The following is a 25,533-nucleotide window of genomic DNA, read 5'->3' on the forward strand; positions in this document are numbered from 1 at the left end:
CGGGATAGCGGCATACATAGGGTTCCACCACCAAGGAGTGAGTTTGATAGCCGTCCATCTGGATCTGAATACACTGCTGGTTTGTCTATTTTTCGGGAATTTATTTACAGTCCTTCTTGTTATAGCTTACCGTTCACGCCAGTCAAAAGATAGAACCACCGGACTGTTTGTGGCGGCAAAGCTTCTTCAACTGGTTATCGTGCTGCTCCTGATGCAAGAGGACTTCCTTGGCCTCCGGTTCACTCTTCCGCTTAACGTCCTCCTGAGCTTGGCGGCAGGCACGGTGGAAGCCTTTTCCCTCCTGAAACTGCTGGGGGCCTATTCGGGCCGGGTCAGAACCTATTATTTTTCCCTGGCGGGATTGTCCGCTCTTTCCCTGCTGCTTATTTATATTCTGTATCCTGACAAGCCACTGCACATCGCCTCGGCAACGCTGTCCGGGGTGTTGTTTATAGTGTATCCAGCTTACATCCTAGGGATAAAAGGCAAAAAAACACCTTTGCAGGAAATGATGGGCCTGCTCTATGGAATAGTGATCCTGACTTTGCTGGGGCGGGCAGCCTTAACATTCTATACGCCGGCGGCTAGAAACTCCTTTGCTCCGGAAATCCTTCAAACCCTGTACTATATCGGTGTGTATTTGCTGATGTTCCTGGGCACTTCAGGATTCATGCTTCTGTCCCGCGAACAATCCTATGCGGAGCTGGAAAGGGTCGCCACCTTCGATGAACTGACCGGAATCCTTAACCGCAGATCATTTGTACAGCGTGCCCGCTCCAAGATTGCCGATTTGGCCAAAGGGAATATCCCCTTTTCTTTTCTATTACTCGATATCGATCATTTCAAGAATGTGAATGATACTTACGGACATGATACCGGGGACAAGGTGCTAGGGGATTTTTCCCGTAAAATACAGGGCCAGCTTGGTGATAGCGACCTGTTCGGCAGATTTGGCGGTGAGGAATTCGCTGTTTTGCTGCATTGCTCGGATGAGGAAACCAGTGGAAGAACCGCCGAACAGTTGCGCCGCTGTGTGCTGGATGCTGTGATCGATGGCATTCCGATGCCTTACACGGTGAGCATCGGCATCATCACGGTCCACTCGGGGGAGCGGGTTCCTTTGAATACACTGTACAGACTAAGCGATGCGGCGTTGTATCAAGCTAAGCAGCAAGGAAGAAACCGAGTGGTGCGAAGCCGGGAAACCCCTGGGAGTTCGTAACCTAAATAACAACAATAACAGGAGCGTTCTTTCACCTCAGCCGGGGCAGGAGCGCTTTTTGGTGTGGAAATCCATTTTTTGAAAATTATTTTTGGAAAATACATGAAACGACAAAAAAACGGTGCAAATTGGGGTAATATATCTTAAATACTTCACGAAGTAGATAGATATCAGACTATTGGAGAGTAGGAGACGAAAACAATGAGGGAGAAATTGCTATTCATATCCGCAGAAAATCCTTTTCCCCAGGACAGCGGCGGCAAGCTGAGAACTGGAAATATACTGAATATTTTACTGGCCAAATATGATGTGGATCTGCTTACTTACAGCAACACAAAGTCTTCAGCGGAGAAGTCGGAAACGCAGGGACTTGCAATGTACGAAGTAGAGCGAACAATGAATTACCGTAAAGCTATGCTTCGTTCCCTATATAAATGGCGCAACAGTTCCTACATGAGTCATGTGGATGTAGATATGCGCAGCAAGATTATGGGGTTGTGCCGTGAGAACAGCTACAGTCATATCTTTATATCCCATAGCCTGCTTGGAAGCTGCATTGATATCGTGCGTGAAGCACTACCTGAGGCTGTAATCACCACAGATGCCCACAATTTCGAGAGTGGACTCTCCGGACAGCTGGCAGCGGGGAAGAAAGGTGCAGCGAAACTGTTTTATACTCTCAATGCCGTATGGACGAAGCGGGATGAGCTTAAGCTGATGGACAAAACGAACCTGCTGCTGACCACTTCGGAACAGGATGGACTGGCATTCAAAGCACTTTCTCTCGGGAATTCGCATAAAGTCCATGTGATTCCCAACTTTATCCGTATGGGCGACTATCTGGCTAATGTGAAAACTCCCAAAGAGCAGTGGATTATTTTACCGGGTAATATGAACTACTTTCCGAATATTAACGCAGCAACGTATTTCAACCGTGAGATTTACCCGCTCATCAAATTGAAGGTGCCGGGGATTAAGTGGTATATCGTGGGCAGGGATGTACACCCGGAGGTCGCAGCATTGGCTGAAAATGACCCTTCGATTGTGATCACCGGTTATGTCGACAGTGTTGCAGATTATGTGCGTAAAGCTCAAGTTGTAATTGCGCCCTTGCTGGAGGGAAGCGGCACCCGCCTGAAAATTCTGGAGGCCTGGGCGTTGAAGACACCCGTCGTCTCAACCACGAAAGGAGCAGAAGGATTGCTCTATGAGCATTCCCGGAACATTATGATTGCCGATGATCCCGCAACCTTTGCGGACAGTGTGATTCAGCTTCTTCAGGATCATGAACGCGGAATAGTGCTGGCGGACCGGGCTTATCAAACATTGATTGCCAATTATGAGGCCGAAAGTGTACGGGAGAAGCTGCTGAGTTTGGTCTGAATGGTATCGTTTTTCAAAAAAAGAATTTTTTACTCCATAAATCGACAATATTTCGCGAGGGAATACGGTACTATTGTTCTACATCTAAAGTTTCATGAAAAGCGGCGGGATGTCATCCGCTTGCTTTTTTTCTGCGCAAATATCTGCACATGACGACTGAAGTATTTCATAGATTATCAAGGAGACAGAGCCATGAGAGAAAGAATGCTGTTCCTTTCAGCCCATAATCAATGCAGTGAGGGAGCGGAGCTTCGGACAGAAAGTTTTCTTGTGATCCTTTTGGAGAAATTTGATATCGACCTTTTGGAGTATTGCCCGGGAGCCCGGGAGCGGTTTGCTAATTTTAGTCCTGCGCTTACCCTCCACCGGGCAGGTAAGGCCGTTGATCCCCGGAGAACACTGCTGCGTCCGCTGGACAGGCTCCGTTCCCAAACCTCCCATGACGCCGGAAAAGAACTGCGGACGGAGATTAAGGAACTCTGCAGCCAGCACGCCTACAGTCATGTATTTATATCCCACAGTCTGCTGGGCAACTTTATCGACCTGATTGCTACCTTGCTTCCCGGTGCAGTCATTGTTACGGATGCCCAGAGAACCGTGAGCAGGACTGTGGAAAGGGAAGGGACTGTCCAGCGTAAGATCAGGCATCATTACCGCAAAATAAACGAGGCCCGGGTCCGGCACGATGAGCGGAAGCTGATGAGCAAAACCGGTCTGCTGCTGGCCGCCAGCGAGTGGGATGCCTTGTCATTTAAGGCACTGTCTTTTGCCAATGCAGGCAAGGTACACGTTGTACCTCCATTTGTGAATCTGCAGGAGTATCAATTTACCGATCCGGTATGCAAAGAGAACGGCATCATGCTTCACTGGGACATGCATACTGTTCAAGGCAAGAACGCCGTCATGTTGTTTCATAAGAAAATTTACCCGTTGATCCGGGCCGAGGTACCTGATGTTCAATGCTATATTGTAAGCAGCGCAGTACATCCCGAGGTGCTGGCCCTCTCCAGAGCGGATTCTTCCGTGAAGGTTATTGAAGAACCCGGACAAGCTGCTGAATACATACGCCGGTCCAAGGCAGTCTTGGTATATTTGCGTGAAGGCAGCCACAGTCAGAAAAAGATTCTGGAAGCTTGGGCACTCCGGACTCCGGTAGTAACCAGCCTTAGAGGTGCGGAGGCGCTAAACTGTGAGCACGGGCGGAATATATTGCTGGCCGGTACCACTGTTGCTATGGCCGAACATGCAATCAAACTGCTTCAGTCCCCCGAGCTTGGCTCCCTTATCGCTGACCGTGCTTACCGGACGCTGGTAAATCACTATGAGATGAAGAAAGTTCAGGCCAAAGTACTAAGCCTCGTGTAATTATATCAACATAGCATATCCATCTCTCGTCTATCATATATTTCCTTATAGAATAGACGATAGTGAGGTGTGTGCTTTGAGTAACGGAAGAATGACGTTCAAGTTTGAAGTGGATAACAGCAAGAAACCTGAATCAAACGAGCGCAGATCAGGAGCCGGGCTGGGTACTGCCAGAGATTACACGGAAATAGAGCAGCGTGACGGAATGGGGACCTTCGAAAAACCCAAATCGCATTTTTTTCCATCCGGTCATGCGCCTGATTTATGGGAGGGGGAACCGCAGTTTGCTCTTGTTCCGGCACAGGAGCATGAAGTGGACCAGGAGGAACGCAACTATGCTACAGCCTGGGCAACGGAGACGGAGCACTATAGTGACCTTTCCGCTCTAGGGAGTGGCTTTGGAGGTTCCTACCATACCCGCCGTCCCTCCTATTGGTGGAAGCTAGCCCTATCCATAGCCGGAGCCTTGGGGATCGGCATTCTACTTGGATATGCTGCCTTGTCTTTTATAGGCGGCGGAAGCCTTACAGGCAGTTCCAACACGCCGAGAGTTAACTCTGCTGTGCAGGAAGGTAAGGGTACAACTGCTGTTCTGCCGCAGGATATAAGCAAAAATGCGGGAGTGAACCCCATTTCTGTACAGGTTGCAGCACAGACCTATTATCTCCTGCAGTACGGTGTGTTCAGCACTCCGGCAGGAGCAGAGCAGGCCCGTCAGGAACTGCTGGATGCAGGACTTGCAGCCGGTCTCGATCCGGCTGACGGCAACCGGGTATATGCGGGAATGTCGCCGGACCGTGAGCAGGCCAAGCTCCTCAGCAGCGGTCTGAAGAACCAGGGTATTGAGCTATATGTTAGGGAGGTTTCACTCCCTGCAGCGGCAGAAGCCGCTTACACCGGGCAAGCAGAAACTGTGAATAACTACTTCGCTGCCAGCGGGAAGCTGCTGGGTGAGCTCAGCAGGCTCTCCGCGGCCGAACTAAGCGGGCAGGAAGAGGCTGCGGAGAGTACAGAGGTCAGTACACTTCATATGCAGTGGACCGAAGCGGTCAAAGCATTGGAGCCGGGCCTGCCCGCTGAAGCTCAAAAGCTTTGTGCCGGGCTGGAGAAATCTATGAGCCAGGGGATTTCCGCGCTGAACGAGTATAACAAGAACCAAGCTCAAGGTTTGTTGTGGGAGGTGCAGGAGGCCATGATGAGTTTCCTCACCGGTCAGAAGAGCCTGCTGGCAGCCCTGACCTAAATGCTTCTTTTCATGAATTAGAAACAGTACTCCCCCGATTCCGGCAATCTGCCGGGCGGGGGAGTACTGTTATTTTGGGGAGCTGAATGATTCACTGATGCTATGTAGTCTATTTCGCAGGTCCCAGCCGATACAGATGTGCTATATAACATACCAATGATTGGCATACAGCTATGAATTCCATTGGGGAAGTGGTAATCATTTCCGTACCGGATTTTACGTTTGTATTGAACTCCGTTTCACCGTATAATAATTAGGGTGTCAAAAAATGGCGAGGGAAGACTTAGATGAAGAAGAAAAATGTGGGAATACTGCTGTTATTTCTAATTCTGGGCTGGCTAGCCGGGGCGTGGATCGCCAAACTGCTGGAACCTGTAAAAGCTTTGTCTTTTCTTACAGCCTCGACTGTACTCAAATGGTCGCCGCAAGCCGATTTGGACATCATAACTTACGACATCACTATTCATTTGAAATTGTGTCTGCTCAGTCTTGCAGGAATTATTACGGCCCTTTGGCTCTACCGGAGACTATAGCATTCGCTGTTCACTTCAGAAGGGACGCTACTACAGTGGAGCATGACAACTCACGACAGATTATTCTTGCCTCCGGTTCTCCGCGCCGCCGGGAACTGCTAACGCTGCTGGGCTTGCCCTTTAAGGTGATCTCGAGCGATGCGGATGAGAGCACGGCTCCAGGTCTTGCACCTGAGGATATTGTGCGCAGTCTCGCGCTCCGCAAAGCGGAGGCAGTCCTGTCATCTGCTGGTGAACGTGCATCCGTTATCGTTGGCAGTGACACAATCGTGGTACTGGACGGCCAAGTGCTCGGCAAGCCGTTGGACCCGCAGGACAGCAGAGCCATGCTTAAGCTGCTGCAGGGCCGGACACACCAGGTGTATACCGGAGTAGCCTGCATAGGGTTGCCTGAAGAGAAGACTGTAGTCCGGCACCGGGTAACCTCTGTAACCATGAGAGCGATGAGCTTGGATGAAATCTCCGCTTACATAGCGACCGGAGAGCCTGCCGATAAGGCTGGCTCCTATGCGATCCAAGGGCTGGGCGCCACCCTGGTGGAACGGATTGAAGGCTGTTATTTTAACGTGGTCGGATTGCCGCTGTCACTGCTTGGGGAGATGTTGTCCGATTTTGGCATCTCAGTGCTTGGCCTTCAAGGATCGGATTAGGAAAGAGGGATAGGGATGGAGTCGCAATTATTAATGCTGCGGGACCTCCCCCATGAAGAACGACCACGAGAGCGCATGATGCATTATGGGGCAGAATCACTAAGTCAAGCAGAGCTGCTGGCCATCCTGCTGCGTACAGGTACGCGGGCAGAATCGGCTATTCATATTGCCCAGCGGATTCTGGGACAGGCAGGCAGTCTTCGCGGGCTGGCGGACCTGAGCATTGAAGAACTGACGAATATCAAAGGCATCGGCCCTGCCAAGGCGGTGCAACTCAAAGCTGGCATAGAGCTGGGAAGACGAATGGCGAATTCCCGGCTGACCGATCCGGTCATTATCCGCTCTCCACAGGATGCGGCGGAGATATTAACCGAGCAGCTGCGTTATCTGCAGAAGGAGCATTTTGTCTGCCTCTTTCTGAATACGAAAAATCATGTTATTGCGCAGGAGACATTATCCATGGGTAGCCTCAACGCCTCCATTGTGCATCCCCGTGAGGTGTTCAGGGCAGCTATGAAATGCAGCAGCGCAGCTATCATATGCGCACATAATCATCCGAGCGGTGATCCTACGCCCAGTCCGGAGGACATCTCCTTAACCTCAAGATTGCTTCAGGCCGGGGAGATTGTCGGGATCGATGTGCTGGATCACCTGATTATTGGAGACAGCAGTTTTGTAAGTTTGAAGGAAAAAGGTTTTATGTAATACAATTGTCCAGAGATACAAGGAAAAGGAGAATACAAGCATGTTAGGTGGTTTTACGAAAGATTTAGGAATTGACCTGGGGACAGCGAATACGCTTGTCTATGTACGCGGTAAGGGGATTGTTGTCAGAGAGCCTTCCGTTGTGGCCATTAATACAGATACTAAGACCATTGAAGCCGTTGGCGAATCTGCCAAAAAAATGATCGGCCGTACGCCGGGAAATATCCGTGCCATTCGTCCAATGAAGGATGGAGTAATTGCTGATTTTGATACCACGGCAACTATGATCAAATATTTTATCCGTCAGGCGCAGAAACAGCGCTCGATGTTCCAGCGCCATCCAAATGTAATGGTGTGCGTACCGTCCGGCATCACAGCTGTGGAGCAGCGTGCTGTTGAGGATGCTACCAAGCAGGCGGGTGCTCGTGAGGCCTATATTATCGAGGAACCTTTTGCAGCTGCCATTGGTGCAGATCTTCCGGTATGGGAGCCTACAGGCAGTATGGTTGTCGATATTGGCGGAGGGACTACTGAAGTGGCTGTTATCTCCCTTGGCGGTATCGTGACCAGCCGGTCTGTTCGGGTTGCCGGCGACGAAGCGGATGAATCCATCATTCAATACATCAAGCGCCAATATAATCTCATGATCGGGGAACGTACCTCCGAGCAGCTCAAGATGGATGTGGGCTCTGCTCTGCCTCTGGAGAAGACCGAAACCATGGAGATCCGCGGACGTGACCTCGTGACCGGTCTGCCTAAGACGTTGACCATTACCTCAGATGAGATCTGCGAAGCATTATCGGATACCGTAAATGCCATTGTCGAGGCTGTAAAGGTAACACTGGAGAAATGTCCACCTGAACTCGCTGCTGATATTATGGATCGGGGAATTGTACTTACCGGCGGCGGCGCTCTGCTGCGGAACCTGGATAAGTTGCTGGCCCGTGAGACTGGTATGCCGGTCATTGTCGCTGAGAACCCGCTGGATTGTGTAGCTATTGGAACAGGCAAAGCCCTGGAGAATATTCATCTCTTCAAGAGCCGCAGCAGCTCAGGCCTCCGCTCCAAGCGCTAAATTGTATATGCTTGTGAACGTCAACCCCTAATATGGGAGAAATACGTTTGTTAGAGGGTGTTGAAACTGTTTAAACTGTTTAACAATAAACGTCTGTTCATATTATTGATCACACTGGTCATGTTTATCGTTGTTATGGGATTCAGTCTGGGGACGAGAAAATCCTTGTCTTGGCCGGAGAATTTCCTGAGAGATACGACTGGTTTTGTGCAGAATTTGTTCTACAAGCCCGCTGGATATGTAGCGGGCTTGTTCCAAGATATCGGAAATCTGCATGACCTGGCTGAGGAGAATGAGCAGCTCAAAATCGTTGCTGCTCAATACGCCAGGGATAAAGCGCAGTATAACTTCATCAAGGCACAATACGATCGATATCAAATCGATCTTAAGTTTACGAATGCTCAGAAGAATTTGTACAAATATGACTACCGGATCGCTAATGTGGTCAGTCTGACCACAGAGCCGAGCAACAACACGCTGGTTATTGACCTTGGTGCTAAGGATGGAATTAAGCTGAATATGTCCGTCACCTCTGTGGAGGGACTGGTTGGCGTAATCAGCAAAGTAAGCAATTTCACTTCCACGGTGAAGCTGATGACCATGATGGATCTCAATGATCCCAACTCCCAGCCTCCAATTGCGGCGACTGTCTTCAACAAGGAAGGGACGACCTTCGGAATGATTGAATCCTACGACCAGCAATCCGGGATGCTCATCATGAACAAGATCCCTGTTGGAAATCCGGTAGTCAAAGGTGATACCATCATATCTTCAGGTATTGGGGGAATATACCCGCGCGGAATGTCCATCGGAACAGTTGAGAGTGTTAAGGTAGGAGAATACGGGTTGACTTCTACTGCAATCATTAAGCCGGCGGCAGGATTCCAGGACTGGAAGGAACTCTTCGTTGTCTTTACGCAGGAGCGTGCCGAATAGTGAAGATGCGCAGATCCGTATTAATTCTGTTATTATTTCTATTATTTATTGTTGAAGGCACGATAATGCCCTGGTTGCTTCCAAATGCCTGGGAGATGCGGATTATTCCTAATCTCGTTTTTATCGTCATACTGTTTGTGACAGTATACCATCACCGACATACGGCACTTATTCTTGGCTTGTCTTTCGGTATGCTGCACGATGTGGTCTTTTACGGCAGGATTCTTGGTGCCCATTCGTTCGCAATGGGGTTGTCCGCTTATCTGATTGGCCTGATATTTCAGATTCCGCGCGCCCCGCTGCCGCTGATGATGACGGTGGTGCTGCTGGGCAGCCTGCTTGAGGATAGTGTGCTTTTTGCCATTTACAGTGTATTTAATTTAGGCCAGGTTCCTTATAACTGGGCATTGCTGCATCACATGCTGCCTACCATGTTATTTCATTTTGCTATCGCCCTGCTCCTTTATGTTCCTCTCCGGAGGCAGATTGAACTGCTGAAGAAAGAGACCCGCAAGGAAGAGGCGGCGTGAAGCCGGACTGCATTTTCTTACATGGGAAAGAAGGAATTTGCCTGGCCCGGCACGAATGAATGAGAATGGGGGGACAGGCATATGACAGTACAATCCAAGCATGTAAGGATCAAGGGCATCAAGGATGGCCTGGTATTCCTGCTAGACGACAAGTGTCCCTTTGAAGATCTCTTAAGTGAACTTCGCTATAAGCTGGAGCACAGCCATCAGAATATATTGACCGGACCGATTGTGCATGTGGACATTAAGCTGGGCAGCCGTCCCGTGACTGAAGAAGATAAAGAAGCCATTCTCAACATTCTGAAGAGCCAGGGCAATCTGCTGATCCGTTCTGTAGAAGCGTTGGAGGAACCCGGTGAGAAGGACAGTGATGCACTGTTTCTGATCAGTGGCATGCTTCGCTCGGGCCAAGTGCTGCATCATGAAGGAAATCTTCTGTTTTTGGGTGATGTGAATCCCGGAGGGTCGATTACCTGTACGGGTGATATTTATATTCTCGGAGCGCTCCGCGGAATGGCTCATGCCGGAGTAGATGGCAACCAGGAGGCAATTATTGCTGCATCTTTGCTGTCACCTACACAACTGCGGATTGCCGATGTCATTAGCCGCCCGCCAGATGAATGGGGTACCCGTGAGAGCAGCATGGAATTTGCCTATTTATCGAGCGGTGCTATGCAGATCGACAAAATTCATAATATAGTCAAATTACGTCAGGGTTTAAATGTGTTTAAAGGGGTGTAGCCTCCATGGGAGAAGCGATTGTCGTAACCTCGGGCAAAGGCGGAGTTGGCAAAACAACCACAACGGCCAATATTGGCACCGCGCTTGCATTGCAGGGCAAAAAAGTATGTCTGGTCGATACCGACATTGGACTTCGGAATCTGGATGTAGTTATGGGGCTGGAGAACCGCATCATATATGATCTTGTGGATGTAGCGGAAGGACGCTGCCGCCTGAACCAGGCACTGGTGAAGGACAAGCGTTTTGATGAACTGTACATGCTGCCTGCAGCGCAGACCAAAGACAAGACCTCTGTTACACCAGAGCAGGTAAAGGATATTATTCTTGAACTCAAGAAGGAATACGAATACATCCTGATTGATTGTCCCGCTGGAATCGAGCATGGGTTCCGTAATGCTATTGCCGGGGCAGACAAGGCCATTGTCGTGACTACTCCGGAGCATGCCGCGGTACGGGATGCGGACCGGATTATCGGCCTTTTGGAGCAATCCCATGTAGAGTCGCCGAAACTGGTAGTTAACCGGATTCGGCCGGGACTTGTGAAATCAGGGGATATGCTTGATATTGAGGATATTCTGCAGGTACTGAATATTGATTTGATCGGTATTGTTCCTGATGATGAACTGGTTATCAAGGCGGCGAACAGCGGAGAGCCAACTGTAATGAACCCTGATTCGGCAGCGGCAATCGCTTACCGCAATATCGCCCGGCGTATCCTGGGTGATGCGGTACCACTGATGCAGCTTGACCGGAAGCCAGGTACCTTCAAGAAGCTGAAGAAGTTCTTCGGTATGGGCTGAAGCGGAATCATAGTCTAAGTAGTACCAAGAGTCAGCAAAGATCCCGTCTGCAGAGTAGTCTGCGGCGGGATTTTTGCTTCGAACCTTAAGGAATTTTATAGGATGTACGCTAACAACTTTCAGGAATGCCGACAATAAGTCTCCAGCTAAATACCATTCATCCCATTTCTGTACCCGTCCGGCCGGGGCTTGTTCTAAAGCAGCCTGCGACGTTCATAAAATGAAAGTAAACAAGCCCGCCGGAGGGATCGATATGGAACAGAAATCAGATATTAAAGGCCGCCGCAAACAGCGTATCCGCAACCTGCTGGAGCAGGATGATGCTTCGCAGAAGGCAGCGGTACCACCGCTGTTCGCACTGCCTGACCAGACAACAACCTTCAAGGAATGGGGAGAAGGAGCCTCCCATGATTTTTCCAAGATTCCTGAGCCCGATCCTGAGGCCATGTGGAAGCAGCGGCGTAATAACTGGGTGGATGAAGGCGGAGGAGACAAGCCAGGGTTTGCTTCGGGCTTTATGCGGAAGACTATTGCGAGCCTCGTTGTGTTTGGTGCTGTATGGGGGATCTTCAACGTTCAACAGCCCTGGGCGCTGAAAGTGCAGGTGTTTATTGCCGATGCCCTCACCCGGGATATGGACTTTGCCGCCGCTGAGGTTTGGTATGAAGAGCATTTCAGCGGAGCGCCGGCGTTTATTCCGATTTTTGGTGATAAGAATCCTCCAGCCGAAAAAGTGACTGCTGCTCATGACCTGAATGCTCCGCTTGAGGGAAGCATTGTCCGTCCTTTTGCAGCAACATTAAAGGGTGTGGAGATTATGCCAGCAGTAAATTCAAACAGTTCACTCACGGTGAAAAGTGTAGATACAGGACGCGTTTTGTCCGTTGCCAAAGAAGCAGAGGGCGGAATACGGATTACGGTACGGCATACCGGAGATGTAACGGCTGAATATGGGCATCTAAGCGGAACGAAGCTGGCTGCGGATGATTGGGTTCAGAGCGGAGATACCATTGGCTGGCTTGAGGAACAGGAGAATGCTTCTGTACCCCTGCTTTTTTTTGCAATTATGAAAGACAAGACTTATATTGATCCCGCTGAAGTGGTATCGTTTGATTAGGATCAGAGGTATTGAATTGTCGCTGCATCCCCTATTCGTTCTGATTATGCTGCTCTCCGTGATCACAGGACAGTTCCTGGAGCTGTTGACGTTGTTCACCATTGTATTCATCCACGAGTTGGGACATGTGTGTGCTGCGCTGCTCTGCGGGGTACACGTGAAATCCATACAGCTGCTTCCTTTTGGTGGGGTAGCGGTAATGGAGGATCATGGACGGCTTAACGCGACCCGGGAGATAGGCATTGCGGTTGCCGGACCTTTGCAGAATCTGTTGCTGATATTGATGGCCTATGGTCTCCAGCAGGCTGGATATGGAAGCAGCGGCTTCCTGGCTTATTTCATACAAGCCAATGCCATTATCGGTCTGTTTAATCTGCTGCCGGTACTCCCTCTGGATGGCGGGAAAATATTTCAGGCGACGCTTAGTCTGCTGCTTCCCTATTATGTCACATTACTATGGTGTGGCAGAGTGAGCATCGCGGCGAGTCTGCTGGTGGTGTTGTACTCCATCCTGCCGCTGGGTACGGGCGGAGGGCTCCGTCTGAATCTCCTGATGATCGGTGCGTTTCTTCTTTATTCGAACATTACGGATCAGCGCAATTTACCGTATCGGTTTGTCTCTTTTTTGATGAACAGGGAGGCGGTTTATGAACGTTACCGGCAGTCGGGAAGCGCGGTGCGTCCGATAGTTGCCTTTTCCGCGAAACCTTTGGATGATATATTGCGTCTATTTAAACGTAACCATTATCATTTTATCTATGTAATGAATGAAGAAAAGACCATAGTGGCCGTTGTGCCGGAGCAGAAATTGATCTCTTCTTATTTTGGAATGTAAATGTGGACATGAAACGTCCAGCTAGTAATGGACAGTGGAAGATTGATTCAAACCAGAGGTGAAGCCATGAAACAAATGATCGTTCACTGCACGCAGCATGTTACCCGGATGGCTCTTCTGGACAATGGGAGCCTGGTGGAATATGCGGCTGAACGAGATCAGCAGCAAGGACTGGTCGGGAGCTACTACAAGGGCCGGGTTATGAATGTATTGCCAGGAATGCAGGCTGCTTTTGTTGATATCGGACAGAAGAAGAATGCGTTTTTATATGTGGATGACGTGCTGCATCCCCATCTGGAGAGGCAGCCTGAGGTGAAGCCCTCCATTGAAACGCTGCTGGAGCCCGGCCAGGAAATTGTGGTCCAGGTGAGAAAAGAGCCCCGGGGCGGCAAAGGTGCGCGTGTCACAACCCACTATACACTTCCGGGACGCTGGATGGTGTACATGCCTTATGCAGAATATGTCGGTGTATCCAAAAAAATCAGCCGTGAATCGGAACGCACCAGACTAAAAGGAATGGGTGAACGGCTCCGCAGGCGTGAAGAGGGTATTATCATGCGGACTGTTTCGGAGGATGAGCCGATGGAGGCCGTTGAAGGCGACCTCTCCTTTTTGCGGGCACAGTGGGAAATGATCATCCGCCGGTCACAGGAAGCCGTGGCGCCGGCACTTCTTCACTCTGATCTCAGTATTGTGCAGCGCTTCATCAGGGATGCCTTTAACCCACAGCGTGATGAACTGATGATTGATTCGGCCAAGGCCGTCCGGGAGGCGCAAGCCTTTCTGAATGACATGGCACCTGGAAAATACAAGCCTGTGGGGTTTTATCATGGACAGGAGTCCATCTTTACGGCTTACGGGGTGCAGGAACAGCTCCACAAAAGTTTCGAAAGGAAGATTACGCTGGAGGGTGGAGCAACGCTGATCTGGGATGAGACAGAGGCGTTAACTGTAATTGATGTCAATACCGCGCAATACATCGGCGGATCTACGCTCGAGGAGACTGTAACACGTACGAATCTCTTGGCGGCGGAAGAGATCGGACGATTGATTCGCTTGCGCGATACGGGAGGCATTATCATCATCGACTTTATTGATATGCAGCACGAGGAGCACCGGCGGATGGTTACGGAACGGCTCGAGGGGGTCATCAGCCGCGACCGCACACAGACGCATATTCTGGGCTGGACGCACCTCGGACTACTCGAGATGACCCGCAAGAAGGCGAGACATGATTCTGCGGGTTTTGCCCCGGTGATCTGCCAATGCTGCGGAGGTACAGGTAAAATTGGTTCGTGGCTGGAATGAGCCATGGACTCCCGGTGCATGCAATTTATAATTTTTGAATCATTGACTCTATGGATTATATATGCTATTATCTTCAAGTATGTGTTTGGTTGTTTTAATCCTACACATGCTGCAACCGCTCCGATCGGGTACATAAGCGCGTTCCCCCTGGGAACTGCCACCTAGACTAGGCGAGTCTGAGACATGAGGAGGTGCAAGTACAATGTATGCAATTATCGAAACTGGCGGTAAACAATACAAAGTCCAAGAGGGCGACGTGTTGTTCATTGAGAAGCTGGAAGCTGAAGACGGCGCAAGCGTAACGTTTGACCGTGTATTGGCTGTTTCTAACGATGGTGGTCTGACTGCAGGAACTCCGCTGGTAAGCGGCGCGTCTGTAACAGCTAAAGTCGAGAAACATGGTAAGGGTCAGAAGGTTGTAGTCTACAAATACAAACCGAAGAAGAACTACCACAAGAAACAAGGTCATCGTCAACCGTACACTAAAGTAACTATCGAGAAGATTCAAGCGTAAGAAGGTGCGTTAATGATTAACGTGCGGATTACACGGGCTTCTGCTCAAGGTGCGATTGTCGGTTTTGCCGTAAAAGGGCATGCGGAATACGCAAAGAACGGCAGGGATATTGTCTGCGCCGGCGTTTCCACCATCACGGTTGGAACGGTGAATTCGATTGAACGCCTGACAGGCGTTGTTCTGGATACTTCGATGAAGGATGGATTTCTTAGCGGGACAATCGTTCCCATAGATCATCCTGAAGTGTCTGCCAAGGTCCAGTTACTACTGGAGTCGATGGTACTCATGCTTGGTGATATCGCAGATTCATACGGGAAGTATATTAAGATACAGGAAGTCATTATTTAAAGAAGGAGGTTGACCAACATGTTGAAATTGGATCTTCAATTGTTCGCATCGAAAAAGGGTGTAGGTTCTACAAAGAACGGACGTGATTCCCACTCCAAGCGTCTTGGCGTAAAACGTGCTGACGGTCAAGCAGTTACCGGCGGGAACATTCTGGTTCGTCAACGCGGAACCAAAATCCACCCGGGCACTAACGTAGGCATCGGTAAAGATGATACGCTGTTCGCTTTGGTTGATGGCGTAGTGAAGTTCGAACGTTGGGGCCGCGATCGCAAAAAAGTGAGCGTGTACCCGGTTGATGTCGCTCCGGTAGCAGCGGCACTGGAAGCGTAAGCTTTCGGAATCAAATTGCAAGTAGAAGCCTCCGGCATGAGTGCCGGGGGCTTTTTTTCAGGAGTATCTTTTTGAATTTGAATTTGAATTTGAATTTGAATTTGAATTGCTGGTGATTGCTGAGAAACCCTGTGTTATACTGAAAAATGGTAAATATCAAGTGAAGAGAACGGCTAAATGGGCATGAATTTTGCGAACTGAGGGACGGGGAGAAAGAATGAAATCCTGGAAATGGTTGATCTGGGCAGTCATGTTATCCGTAATGCTTCCTTTAGGACTTTTGTATTGGCACACCTCCCTTTTTACATGTCTGCTGCTCGGCATATGGATAGCCGCAGTGCTTGCGTTCAGTTCCGTATACTACCGGCGTCATTTTGAAGAGGAATTGCGTGTACAGGAGAAGACACTACAGCAGGCGGCGAACCGGACACTCAATCATCATCGTCATGACTGGATGAATGATCTGCAGGTACTTTACGGATATATCCAGCTCGGCAAGCCTGATAAATCCCTGGAGTGTGTGGGAAGAATAAAGGAACGGATCGCACTGGACAGCCGTATTGCTAAGCTCGGCATTCCTTCGCTCGTGTTCTATCTGCAGTCTTTCCGAACCTTCAGAAGCAGCTTAGAGCTTGAAGTGCTGGTAGAAGAAGGACTGCAGCTGGAGGACAAGCTCAGTGCGGACACGGGGGAAGAGCTTACACAGGTGATTATGCAAACGGTGAGGGCCTATCAGTACAGTGGGCTAGCCTTGCATGGTGACACAAGGAAGCTCCGGCTTGGTTTTACACAGGATGGAGGAGACATTCTTATCTCTTTCGAAGGCGACGGCGATCATGGCAGTCCCGAGCTGCTGCAGGGGCAAATTTATAATATAGTTCAAGGAAAAATTATCAAAGCGGAACAGCCCGGACGGGACAAGAGCTATGTAGAGCTGCGGCTGCCGCTGGAAATGTAAGGAAGGTGAACATGAATGTTCGTAGATAAAGCTAAGATTTATGTAAAAGGCGGCGACGGCGGCGATGGTCTTGTGGCCTTTCGCCGGGAGAAATATGTGCCGGAAGGCGGACCGGCCGGGGGGGACGGCGGCCGTGGAGGAGACGTTATTTTCCGGGTGGATGAAGGTTTGCGTACACTGATGGACTTCCGTTATCAGCGCCACTTCAAAGCAGAGCGCGGGGTCAAGGGGCGTAACAAAAGCCAGCACGGAGCGAACGCCGAGCACATGATTGTTCGCATTCCGCCAGGAACTGTACTGATTGACGATGACACTCAGGAAGTGATAGCCGACATGACCCGACATGGACAGCAGGTCGTGGTTGCCCGTGGGGGGCGGGGCGGACGGGGAAATACCCGGTTTGCCACAGCTAATAATACAGCTCCTGAGCTGGCGGAGAATGGTGAAGAAGGCCAGGAACGCTACATTGTGATGGAACTGAAGGTTATGGCAGATGTAGGGCTTGTGGGTTTCCCGAGTGTGGGTAAATCTACTCTGCTTTCAGTCGTTTCCGCTGCTCAGCCCAAGATCGGAGCGTACCACTTCACAACCATTACACCGAACCTGGGAGTTGTGGATGTAGGCGACGGCCGAAGCTTTGTAATGGCCGATCTGCCGGGACTCATTGAAGGCGCGAGTGAAGGTGTAGGTCTGGGACATGAATTCCTGCGTCATGTTGAGCGCACCCGGATCATCATTCATGTTGTGGATATGTCCGGTTCCGAAGGACGCGATCCTTTTGAGGATTGGGTGAAGATTAATGATGAGTTGAGACAATATAATGCCGGTCTTATTGACCGTCCACAGATTGTAGCGGCCAATAAGATGGATATGCCTGAATCAGAGGCTAATCTGATTGCTTTCCGTGAGAAGGTATCTGAGCTCCGGCCGGATATGGAGATCATGCCGATTTCTTCCCTTACCCGCCAAGGGGTTCAAGAACTTCTTTACCGGGCAACGGATGTCCTCGACAGTATTCCTGTGGCTCCGGTTGTGGAAGAAGTGGCAGAGACCAAAGAACGCAAGGTCTACAAGCTGGAAGCAGAAGAGGATAACTCCTTTACCATTACGCGTGACAATGATGCCTTTGTCGTCAGCAGCCCTCGGATTGAGCGGATGCTGAAACGGATGCAGCTCAGTACACATGATGCTATACTGAAGCTTGCCCGTACATTGCGCCACATGGGTGTAGATGCGGAACTCCGCAAACGTGGGGCTGTGGAAGGAACCATTGTCCGTATCGCTGATTTCGAATTCGAGTTTGTTGAGAATAGCAGCTACTATTAAGTAGTTGCCGGCATAACGATGAATACCAAACGCCGACTGTGCTTTCCCGGAAAAGGGAGGTACAGCCGGCGTTTTTTACTTGGACCCAACTGATCGTCAATGAATCCCAAGAAGCGATTTTGTTCAAGGGCAGTCAGGTGTTGGATTCCTTTACAGCCAGCAGACATACACTCAACACACCGAACGTTCCGATTCTCTCCAATATTGCCTGATTAGGCAATTGGTGGCCTTTATATGGGATCACCCCCGGATTTTCGGGGATTTTGCTGTATTATACCAGAAGGGCAATGCACTTGCAGCTCGGAGAGAGTTGAGTGTGAACTTACTGCAACGGGGTGCTAGGTTGATATATGTGAAAAGTTGTTGTTGCATTTTACAGCAGCCATCCCGTATAATGTCCACTATATAAACACAAAAGTCTTTGAGGTGAGGACGTTCGTGAAAGAACGCTATTATTTGGTCCGAGAGGACATATTGCCTGACGCTGTGCTGAAGACTATGCAGGTCAAGCAGCTGCTTGAGGCGGGAGATGCCAAGACGGTACATGAGGGTGTAGAACAGGTTGGGCTTAGCCGCAGCGCATTTTATAAATACAAGGATGGTATTCATCTGATCCATCAGCTCGAACGCGAGCGTATTGTCACAATCTCCATTGATCTGGAGCACGAGTCTGGTATGCTGTCCAAAGTGCTGGGATCTGTGGCAGTTCATGGTGCCAATGTGCTGACAATTCATCAGAGTATTCCGCTCCAGGGACGGGCCAATGTGGTTATCTCTGTGGAGATATCGCATTTGAACGAAGAGCTCGGGGATATGCTGGACAGTCTGAAGGCGATACCCGGAGTGAAACGTGCTTTAATTATCGGGCAAGGGTAGTATAGCTTCATAAAACTTTTAGGAGGATTCAAATGAAGCCGGTCAAAGTGGGGTTACTGGGTCTGGGAACAGTAGGTACGGGCGTAGTCCGTATCGTAGAAGGAAATCAGGAAGATCTGAGCAGTCAGGTGGGTTCACCGATTGTTATTGAGCGCATTGCTGTGAAGAATACCGAGAAAGCCCGTGATATCGAAGTGGATGCCGCTATAATTACCGATGATCCTTGGGAGGTTATCCGGGACCCGGAGATTGACGTTATTGTGGAAGTGATGGGCGGGATCGCAGGAACTAAGGAATATATTCTGGAGGCACTGGAACGCGGCAAGCATATCGTGACCGCCAACAAGGATTTAATGGCGCTGCATGGCTCCGAGATTCTGGCTAAGGCGCAGGAGAAACAGTGCGATGTTTTTTATGAGGCCAGTGTAGCCGGAGGGATTCCGATTATCCGTACATTGATCGAAGGCTTTTCCTCTGACAAAATCGTGAAGATTATGGGCATCGTAAACGGGACTACTAATTACATACTGAGCAAAATGAGCCAGGAAGGCGCATCCTATCTTGATGTCTTGAAGGAAGCACAGGAACTGGGATATGCCGAATCTGATCCAACCTCCGATGTCGAGGGCTTGGATGCTGCACGAAAGATGGCTATTCTCGGTACCCTTGGTTTTCGTACCAATGTTGAGCTGAGTGATGTCAGTGTCAGCGGCATCTCTGGAGTGAGCAAGGAGGATATTGCTTTTGCCAAAAGACTTGGTTATGAGATGAAGCTGCTGGGCATCGCGGAGAGCCACGAAGATGAATTCAGTATCAGTGTGCAGCCTACGATGATTCGGGCCAGCCATCCGATTGCTTCCGTGAACGGTGTGTACAATGCGGTGTATGTATATGGTCAAGCCGTGGGAGAAACCATGTTCTATGGTGCAGGAGCGGGCGCAATGCCAACAGCAACGTCCATAGTAGCGGATCTGGTTGCCGTCATTAAGAATCTTAAGCTGGGTGTTAACGGGTTAAAGCAGATTGTTCCTTACAAACAAAAGAAGCTCAAGAGTGACGAAGACATCTTCTATAAGAATTTCCTGCTGCTGCATGTGGATGACAAGGCAGGGGTACTGGCCAAAATCACGCAGGTATTTGCAGAGTACGATGTCAGTCTGGATTCCGTGGTGCAGCAGGCGAATTCGCATAATCCGGATGCAGAGATTATTATCGTGACGCACAATGCGAGCAAGGCGAGTATGAATAAAGTAATGCGGCATCTGGAGCAGCTAAAGGTTATTCACCGGATTAAGAGCCACTATCGGGTGGAAGGCTGAACCTTGAATCCCTGCTGACAGCTCCACGCAAAAATAATGAAGGAGATTTTACCAGTTATGAGTATGTACGGAAGGTCTAGAGTTAAAGTCCCCGCCAGTACCGCAAATCTGGGGCCGGGTTTTGATACATTGGGCATGGCGCTTTCCCTGTATGCCTGGATTGAAATGGAGGAATCCGCAGATACCGTATTTCATCTTTATGGAGATGAGATGGCAGGTGTGGCCACGGATAAAAGCAATCTGCTCTACCAGGTGGCACAAATGGTTTTTGACGAAGCCGGTGTAGAGATTCCGGAGCTTTCCATTACCATGTACTCCGAGATCCCCCTTACTCGAGGACTGGGCAGCAGCGCATCAGCGATTGTTGGCGGAATGGCGGCAGCCAATGCAATGATTGGTTCCCCTTTGAGCCTAGCCAAGCTGTTCGATATGGCAACTGCCCTGGAGAAGCATCCCGATAATGTGGGGGCCTCGCTTTTCGGCGGGATTATCACAGCCGTCTGGGATGGCGAGCATGCGGATTATATCCGGATTGAGCCTCCCCGGGACCTTGAGGTTCTGGTAGTAATTCCTCAATTCGAACTTTCTACCACCAAAGCGCGTGGTGTGCTTCCATTGGAGATCACGGTAGGAGATGCTGTGCATAACATCAGCCGGACCTCGCTTTTGACTGCTGCTATGGCTGCAGGCCGGCTTGATCTCATTGGCCGCGCCATGCAGGATCGTCTGCATCAGCCTTATCGGGCACCACTGGTGCCCGGCATGGAGAAGCTGCTGGCCGAAGCGACAGGGCATGGGGCACTGGGCATTGCATTGAGTGGTGCCGGACCTACGCTGCTCTGTATGGTTGAGCGGAATGGGAGTCGTAAGGAGGAGCTGGAGCTCTTTCTGAAACAAACGATGGAGGAGCATGGTATTCCTGCACGTACCTGCTGGCTGCTGCCTTGTACTTCAGGAGTTGTCTCAGAGCTGATTGAAACAAACCAGATGCAAAATGGGTCATTTTTGGATATGATAAAAGGAGAAAAACAGTTATGAAATCAATAGCAGTGTTGCCGCAGGGCTCGGTCTCGCACGAAGCGCTGCTGCATTTATTTGGTGATGAGCCTGTAAATATTGAGCATCATAAGCTTATCTCTGATGTTTTTCTGGCCACGGCTAGTGGTATGGCGGACTACAGCGTAATTCCTATTGAGAATACTATCGAAGGTTCGGTAAGTCTGCATATTGATTGGCTCATCAACGAAGTGGATCTGCCAATGCAGGCAGAGTGGATTTTTCCATCCATACAGAATCTGATCAGTAATCCTAAGGAATTCACAGATGCTGAAGGCCATAAGGATTACACCAAAGTGGTCAAAATCCTTTCTCATCCCGTTGCCATGGCGCAATGTCTGCAATTTATCCGTCAACACGCCCCTTGGGCAGAACTGGAGTCTGTCGGAAGCACATCCGAAGCGGTTGAAATCGTGTCCAAGAATCCAGGTATTGGCTGGGCAGCAATCGGTACAGCGCTTGGTGCAGCAACGCATGGGCTTGAGATTGTAGAGCGGCAGGTTACGGACCATAATAACAATTACACACGGTTTGTGCTGGTAGGTCATCAGAAGCTGGAACTTCCACGGAAAAGCAGTGGTGATAAGACAAGCATTCTGGTGACTCTGCCGGAGGACTTTCCGGGGGCGCTCCATCAGGTACTGGCTGCATTTGCTTGGCGGCGGCTGAATTTATCGCGTATAGAGTCACGGCCGACGAAGAAGAAATTGGGTACTTATTATTTTTATATTGATGTGCTGGAACCGATAGAATCGGTCCTGCTCCCCGGGGCAATTGAAGAGATCAAGGCCCTGGGCTGCCAGGTGCGGATTCTGGGCTCGTATCCCACATACACCTATGAGGAAGAGAAAGCGGAGGTGCAGTAAGTTCATGGCTGAGCAATGGATCTATCTGGATGGACAACACGTAACGAAGGAAAATGCAAAGGTATCCGTGTTTGATCACGGATTTTTATACGGAGACGGTATTTTTGAGGGCATCCGTATCTACAACGGCAACATTTTTAAATGCAAGGAGCATCTGGACCGGCTGTATGATTCGGCGAAATCCATCATGCTGGACATTCCGTTGAGCTACGATGAAATGCTGGAAGCCATGGCTGAAACCATTCGTCTTAATGAAATGCATAACGGATATATCCGTCTGATTGTATCACGCGGTCCCGGCAATTTGGGTCTGGACCCCCGCCGCTGCCCCAAAGCCAGTGTCATCATTATTGTAGAACAGCTGGCTATTTATCCGGAGCAGGCTTACTTGAACGGACTTCGTGCGGTTTCTGTCTCACAGCGCCGTAATATTCCGGATGCGCTGAATCCGAAGATCAAATCCCTGAACTATCTCAATAATATCCTTGTCAAAATCCAGTCCAATCTGGCAGAGGCTGACGAAGCGATTATGATGAACGCTCAAGGGTATGTAACCGAAGGCTCAGGAGACAATATTTTTATCGTCAAAAAGGGTATAGTCTATACGCCTCCTTGCTACCTGGGAGCGCTTGAGGGTATTACCCGCCTGGCAATCATTGAGCTGTGCGACAAGCTCGGTCTGACCCTGAAAGAAGAACCGTTCACTATGCATGATGTATACATTGCGGATGAAGTTTTCTTCACCGGTACAGCAGCCGAAGTTATTGCAGCCCGTGAAATCGACGGCCGGATTATTGGCGCAGGTCATGCAGGCCCAATTACGTTGCAGCTGCTTGAAGAATTCCGCAATGTTGTGGACAAAGACGGCTACAAGGTTTGGGAATAAGCCGGGCCTATAGCAAAACTTTATGTTACAGTAAAAATCCTTTCATGCCATGCATGAAAGGATTTTTTTTGCTTAAGGGATGTCAATCGCCTATGGGCTGCATAAGATGTAGTAACGAAGGAGGCGGCTGTACGCAATAAAGAAGCTGGGAAGCAGAATATCCTGAGATAGGCATTCAGCATCAGAGATTACAGCTAAGCTATTTGAGTGCAGACGCCGTTCACAGAAGTATGAGCCCGCAAAACTTGGCAGATTCTTTCGGAGTTAAGTCTTGCACGAAGTTGATTCAGAAAGCCATTCGAATAAAATTCAGTATGCTTTCGAAGGGAGTTTTGTACAAGGCGAGGCCGGGAAGTAATGCTCATAAAACTTTTAGGAGGTTATTGCTGCGTGAAAATACACATTGTCAAATCAGGCGATACGCTATATGCATTGTCGCAAAAGTACGGAGTACCGCTGCAAAAAATTATTGAGGCCAATCCACAGATCAGCAATCCGGATGTGCTCGCCGTTGGAGATAAGGTCAAAATCCCTACGACAGCCGTCCAGGTTCCGGAAAACAATGAGGTCTACTACAAACATAACGTTAAGCAAGGAGATACCCTGTGGAAGTTGTCCAAAGCATGGGGGATTTCACTAAAGGATATGATTGATGCTAACACGCAACTAAAGAATCCCAATGCACTGCTGGTTGGTGAAGTTGTCAATATTCCTAAGAAGGGCAATCTTTCTGCGGGCGAGCCACAATCCGAAGCAACGGCTATAATTGACAAAACAAAGCTGGGTTCCAAAGATTACACCGGAGTTAAAGAGCAGCCTTCTGCCGTGGTGCCCCCTGTTTCAACAACACTGCCCGCACCTTCACCGAATAAAGAGCCTGAAGTTTCACCCACAGTGAATAAGATGCCTGAAGTTTTACCTGTACAGCCTGAAGTTTCACCTATAATGAACAAAGCGCCTGAAGTCTCACCTATAATGAACAAAGCGCCTGAGGTCTCACCTATAGTGAACAAAGCGCCTGAGGTCTCACCTATAGTGAACAAAGCACCGGAAGTGTCACCTGTTCATGAAATGATTCATGAAACACAAAGTTTGTATGTGCAAATTTCAGTGCCTGCACAGGAAGCGATGAAGTATGAGATGCCAATGGAAAAGTCGAAATCAGAAGTGCAGCCGACTTCCTGGTATGAAAATAAAACACCGGCATGTGAAAATTCGCTAGGGTATCCCGGACTGAGTGGGAATCCATATTTCGTGGATTTTCCACCGGCATATCCGAACTACGAGCCCATGGCTGCTATGGGGATGAATTCAGCGCCGAACTTTATGCAGCCAGTGAACTATATGCCAGAGTGTGCTTCCCTATACGGCATGAATCCAGTATCAGATTTTCAGGGAGCCTGGTATCCGAATTCAGCACCGGAATATCCTAATAATAGTCCTTTCAGCGAAAACCCCTCTTTTGCTATGCCGCAGTATGGTGAACAGCCTGTCAATTTGCCATGGCCCTCCTGCGGTTGTGGTTCAGTGATGCCTTTGCAGCCGATTCAGCCATATTCCTATGAGCAGCCTGTGGTTAATCCTTATCCCGACTATATGCACCCAATGCCAGGAATGGTTTCGCCTTACGGAGTAGATATGGGGCCTCAAGGAAACTTTGTATCTCCCAATACTTTTGCAGCTCCTATGGTATCAAATATTCCGGCATATCCAATGTATCCGGGCATGGAGAATTATGCGCATAATCGGATACCTGAGATACAGGAGCCGGAATTTATTCAGCAGGAAACAATTCGTACAGCAGAAGCTGGAGTTTCTGAACCTGCGGTGAAGAGTAAAGGTGGTACAGCAAAAGCATCCGCACAAAAGGTTAAAACTTCAGGCCAAACTACCACTGCTGTCAATAAAACCGCCGGCAAGCAACGTTCCAATCAGAATACCCGTAAAGGTACTATGAAAAAGAGCCGAAATCCATGGATTTCGAACTAACATTTGTTTAGGCTGAGTCCAGCTTCTATAAGCATGCTGTAATGCATTGTTCATACATTACAGCATGCTTTGTTGTCATGGACACGAATTCATACATAGTGATATTAATTAGGCCTAAGGACTGTTTTGTATTGGTAAAAATTGAGGTTGTATTTAGTATAGGATTCATGTTATATTATAAATCCAGTCGCAGACATGATAAAAAAGTTTGATGATTGGAATCATGAATATCTATCAATATGCTGATATGCTTCAAAAAAAGATGTTGCAATTGATTGATGAACATGATATATTATAAGAGTTGCTGGTGACGAGATAATCGGCGCCGACGACGAGCTTGATCTTTGAAAACTGAACAACGAGTGAGTGGGATTTCACGCAAGTGAGATCCAAAAATAGAGAATATTTTATTCTCGTCAGATGTTTCAAAATGAGCAATCGCTCTTTCTAAATACCAATTTGGAGAGTTTGATCCTGGCTCAGGACGAACGCTGGCGGCGTGCCTAATACATGCAAGTCGAGCGGAGCTTATCCTTCGGGATAAGCTTAGCGGCGGACGGGTGAGTAACACGTAGGCAACCTACCCTCTAGACTGGGATAACTACCGGAAACGGTAGCTAAT

26 protein-coding genes, 1 rRNA gene, 1 pseudogene and 1 other annotated feature are annotated in these 25,533 nt (G+C 49.3%); all 28 genes and pseudogenes read left to right on the forward strand.

The annotated features are described in order from the left end of the window. Window positions 1–37 precede the first annotated feature (37 nt). Window positions 38–1,222 carry a GGDEF domain-containing protein gene (locus A3848_RS19710; RefSeq protein WP_178382042.1) on the forward strand — a complete coding sequence of 395 codons (1,185 nt, stop codon included), beginning with the start codon at window positions 38–40 and terminating at the stop codon, window positions 1,220–1,222. A 201-nt stretch (window positions 1,223–1,423) separates the two neighbouring features. Then, the gene (locus tag A3848_RS19715) at window positions 1,424–2,605 is read left to right on the forward strand and encodes a glycosyltransferase family 4 protein (protein ID WP_074086577.1); all 1,182 of its coding nucleotides are present in this window, start codon (window positions 1,424–1,426) and stop codon (window positions 2,603–2,605) included. A 192-nt stretch (window positions 2,606–2,797) separates the two neighbouring features. Continuing rightward, window positions 2,798–3,970, forward strand: coding sequence for a glycosyltransferase (locus A3848_RS19720; protein WP_074086578.1), 1,173 nt, complete (start codon window positions 2,798–2,800; stop codon window positions 3,968–3,970). A 76-nt stretch (window positions 3,971–4,046) separates the two neighbouring features. Next, window positions 4,047–5,213 (forward strand): SPOR domain-containing protein, encoded by a 1,167-nt coding sequence (locus tag A3848_RS19725; protein WP_074086579.1) that lies wholly within the window; start codon window positions 4,047–4,049, stop codon window positions 5,211–5,213. Between the two features lie 287 nt (window positions 5,214–5,500). Continuing rightward, window positions 5,501–5,746, forward strand: a complete 246-nt coding sequence (locus A3848_RS19730) for a DUF4321 domain-containing protein (protein ID WP_074086580.1) — start codon at window positions 5,501–5,503, stop codon at window positions 5,744–5,746. A gap of 35 nt (window positions 5,747–5,781) precedes the next feature. Continuing rightward, window positions 5,782–6,396 carry a Maf family protein gene (locus A3848_RS19735; RefSeq protein WP_074086581.1) on the forward strand — a complete coding sequence of 205 codons (615 nt, stop codon included), beginning with the start codon at window positions 5,782–5,784 and terminating at the stop codon, window positions 6,394–6,396. Between the two features lie 15 nt (window positions 6,397–6,411). Then, window positions 6,412–7,101: a RadC family protein gene (gene radC, locus A3848_RS19740; RefSeq protein WP_074086582.1), complete on the forward strand. Its 690-nt coding sequence runs from the start codon at window positions 6,412–6,414 to the stop codon at window positions 7,099–7,101. A gap of 40 nt (window positions 7,102–7,141) precedes the next feature. Next, window positions 7,142–8,176: a rod shape-determining protein gene (locus tag A3848_RS19745; RefSeq protein ID WP_074086583.1), complete on the forward strand. Its 1,035-nt coding sequence runs from the start codon at window positions 7,142–7,144 to the stop codon at window positions 8,174–8,176. 57 nt (window positions 8,177–8,233) lie between these two features. Further along, window positions 8,234–9,112, forward strand: coding sequence for a rod shape-determining protein MreC (gene mreC, locus A3848_RS19750; protein ID WP_074086584.1), 879 nt, complete (start codon window positions 8,234–8,236; stop codon window positions 9,110–9,112). Beyond that, a complete protein-coding gene (gene mreD, locus A3848_RS19755) occupies window positions 9,112–9,642 on the forward strand; it encodes a rod shape-determining protein MreD (RefSeq protein ID WP_083606960.1) in 531 nt (176 codons plus the stop codon). The genes mreC and mreD overlap by 1 nt, the downstream gene beginning before the upstream one ends. An 81-nt stretch (window positions 9,643–9,723) precedes the next feature. Next, a complete protein-coding gene (gene minC, locus A3848_RS19760) occupies window positions 9,724–10,383 on the forward strand; it encodes a septum site-determining protein MinC (RefSeq protein ID WP_074086585.1) in 660 nt (219 codons plus the stop codon). 5 nt (window positions 10,384–10,388) lie between these two features. Further along, on the forward strand, window positions 10,389–11,183 hold the full coding sequence (gene minD / locus A3848_RS19765) for a septum site-determining protein MinD (RefSeq protein ID WP_074086586.1): 795 nt from the start codon (window positions 10,389–10,391) through the stop codon (window positions 11,181–11,183). A 220-nt stretch (window positions 11,184–11,403) separates the two neighbouring features. Then, window positions 11,404–12,300 carry a M23 family metallopeptidase gene (locus A3848_RS19770; protein WP_083606959.1) on the forward strand — a complete coding sequence of 299 codons (897 nt, stop codon included), beginning with the start codon at window positions 11,404–11,406 and terminating at the stop codon, window positions 12,298–12,300. Then, window positions 12,293–13,135, forward strand: coding sequence for a M50 family metallopeptidase (locus tag A3848_RS19775; protein WP_074086588.1), 843 nt, complete (start codon window positions 12,293–12,295; stop codon window positions 13,133–13,135). Before A3848_RS19770 ends, A3848_RS19775 begins: the two co-directional genes overlap by 8 nt. 66 nt (window positions 13,136–13,201) lie before the next feature. Beyond that, entirely contained in the window at window positions 13,202–14,443 is a 1,242-nt protein-coding gene (locus A3848_RS19780; RefSeq protein ID WP_074086589.1) for an Rne/Rng family ribonuclease, read from the forward strand. A 103-nt stretch (window positions 14,444–14,546) separates the two neighbouring features. Then, window positions 14,547–14,631 (forward strand) — a sequence feature (ribosomal protein L21 leader region). 14 nt (window positions 14,632–14,645) lie between these two features. Further along, window positions 14,646–14,957, forward strand: coding sequence for a 50S ribosomal protein L21 (rplU, locus tag A3848_RS19785; protein ID WP_074086590.1), 312 nt, complete (start codon window positions 14,646–14,648; stop codon window positions 14,955–14,957). 12 nt (window positions 14,958–14,969) lie between these two features. After that, window positions 14,970–15,305 (forward strand): ribosomal-processing cysteine protease Prp, encoded by a 336-nt coding sequence (locus tag A3848_RS19790; protein ID WP_074086591.1) that lies wholly within the window; start codon window positions 14,970–14,972, stop codon window positions 15,303–15,305. Window positions 15,306–15,323: 18 nt separating this feature from the next. After that, the gene (rpmA, locus tag A3848_RS19795) at window positions 15,324–15,635 is read left to right on the forward strand and encodes a 50S ribosomal protein L27 (RefSeq protein ID WP_020429282.1); all 312 of its coding nucleotides are present in this window, start codon (window positions 15,324–15,326) and stop codon (window positions 15,633–15,635) included. 217 nt (window positions 15,636–15,852) lie between these two features. Then, on the forward strand, window positions 15,853–16,593 hold the full coding sequence (locus A3848_RS19800; protein ID WP_074086592.1) for a Spo0B domain-containing protein: 741 nt from the start codon (window positions 15,853–15,855) through the stop codon (window positions 16,591–16,593). 15 nt (window positions 16,594–16,608) lie between these two features. Further along, window positions 16,609–17,919, forward strand: coding sequence for a GTPase ObgE (obgE, locus tag A3848_RS19805; RefSeq protein WP_074086593.1), 1,311 nt, complete (start codon window positions 16,609–16,611; stop codon window positions 17,917–17,919). 77 nt (window positions 17,920–17,996) lie between these two features. Further along, window positions 17,997–18,125 (forward strand): annotated as a pseudogene (locus tag A3848_RS19810) (SPFH domain-containing protein); the annotation flags it as partial. Window positions 18,126–18,357: 232 nt separating this feature from the next. Beyond that, complete coding sequence (locus A3848_RS19815) at window positions 18,358–18,795, forward strand: ACT domain-containing protein (RefSeq protein WP_020429271.1); 438 nt, start codon at window positions 18,358–18,360, stop codon at window positions 18,793–18,795. 32 nt (window positions 18,796–18,827) lie between these two features. Then, on the forward strand, window positions 18,828–20,114 hold the full coding sequence (locus A3848_RS19820) for a homoserine dehydrogenase (protein ID WP_074086594.1): 1,287 nt from the start codon (window positions 18,828–18,830) through the stop codon (window positions 20,112–20,114). A 57-nt stretch (window positions 20,115–20,171) separates the two neighbouring features. Then, the gene (gene thrB / locus A3848_RS19825) at window positions 20,172–21,152 is read left to right on the forward strand and encodes a homoserine kinase (protein WP_074086595.1); all 981 of its coding nucleotides are present in this window, start codon (window positions 20,172–20,174) and stop codon (window positions 21,150–21,152) included. Beyond that, window positions 21,149–22,036, forward strand: coding sequence for a prephenate dehydratase (gene pheA / locus A3848_RS19830; protein WP_074086596.1), 888 nt, complete (start codon window positions 21,149–21,151; stop codon window positions 22,034–22,036). Before thrB ends, pheA begins: the two co-directional genes overlap by 4 nt. A 4-nt stretch (window positions 22,037–22,040) precedes the next feature. Next, entirely contained in the window at window positions 22,041–22,922 is an 882-nt protein-coding gene (ilvE, locus tag A3848_RS19835) for a branched-chain-amino-acid transaminase (protein ID WP_074086597.1), read from the forward strand. Between the two features lie 612 nt (window positions 22,923–23,534). Continuing rightward, window positions 23,535–24,911, forward strand: coding sequence for a LysM peptidoglycan-binding domain-containing protein (locus A3848_RS19840; RefSeq protein WP_483874433.1), 1,377 nt, complete (start codon window positions 23,535–23,537; stop codon window positions 24,909–24,911). Between the two features lie 456 nt (window positions 24,912–25,367). After that, window positions 25,368–25,533: ribosomal RNA gene (locus tag A3848_RS19845) — 16S ribosomal RNA — on the forward strand; the annotation flags it as partial.

Origin of the sequence: Paenibacillus sp. P32E (genome assembly GCF_001909085.1) — a bacterium.
GTDB lineage: Bacteria > Bacillota > Bacilli > Paenibacillales > Paenibacillaceae > Paenibacillus_AQ > Paenibacillus_AQ helianthi.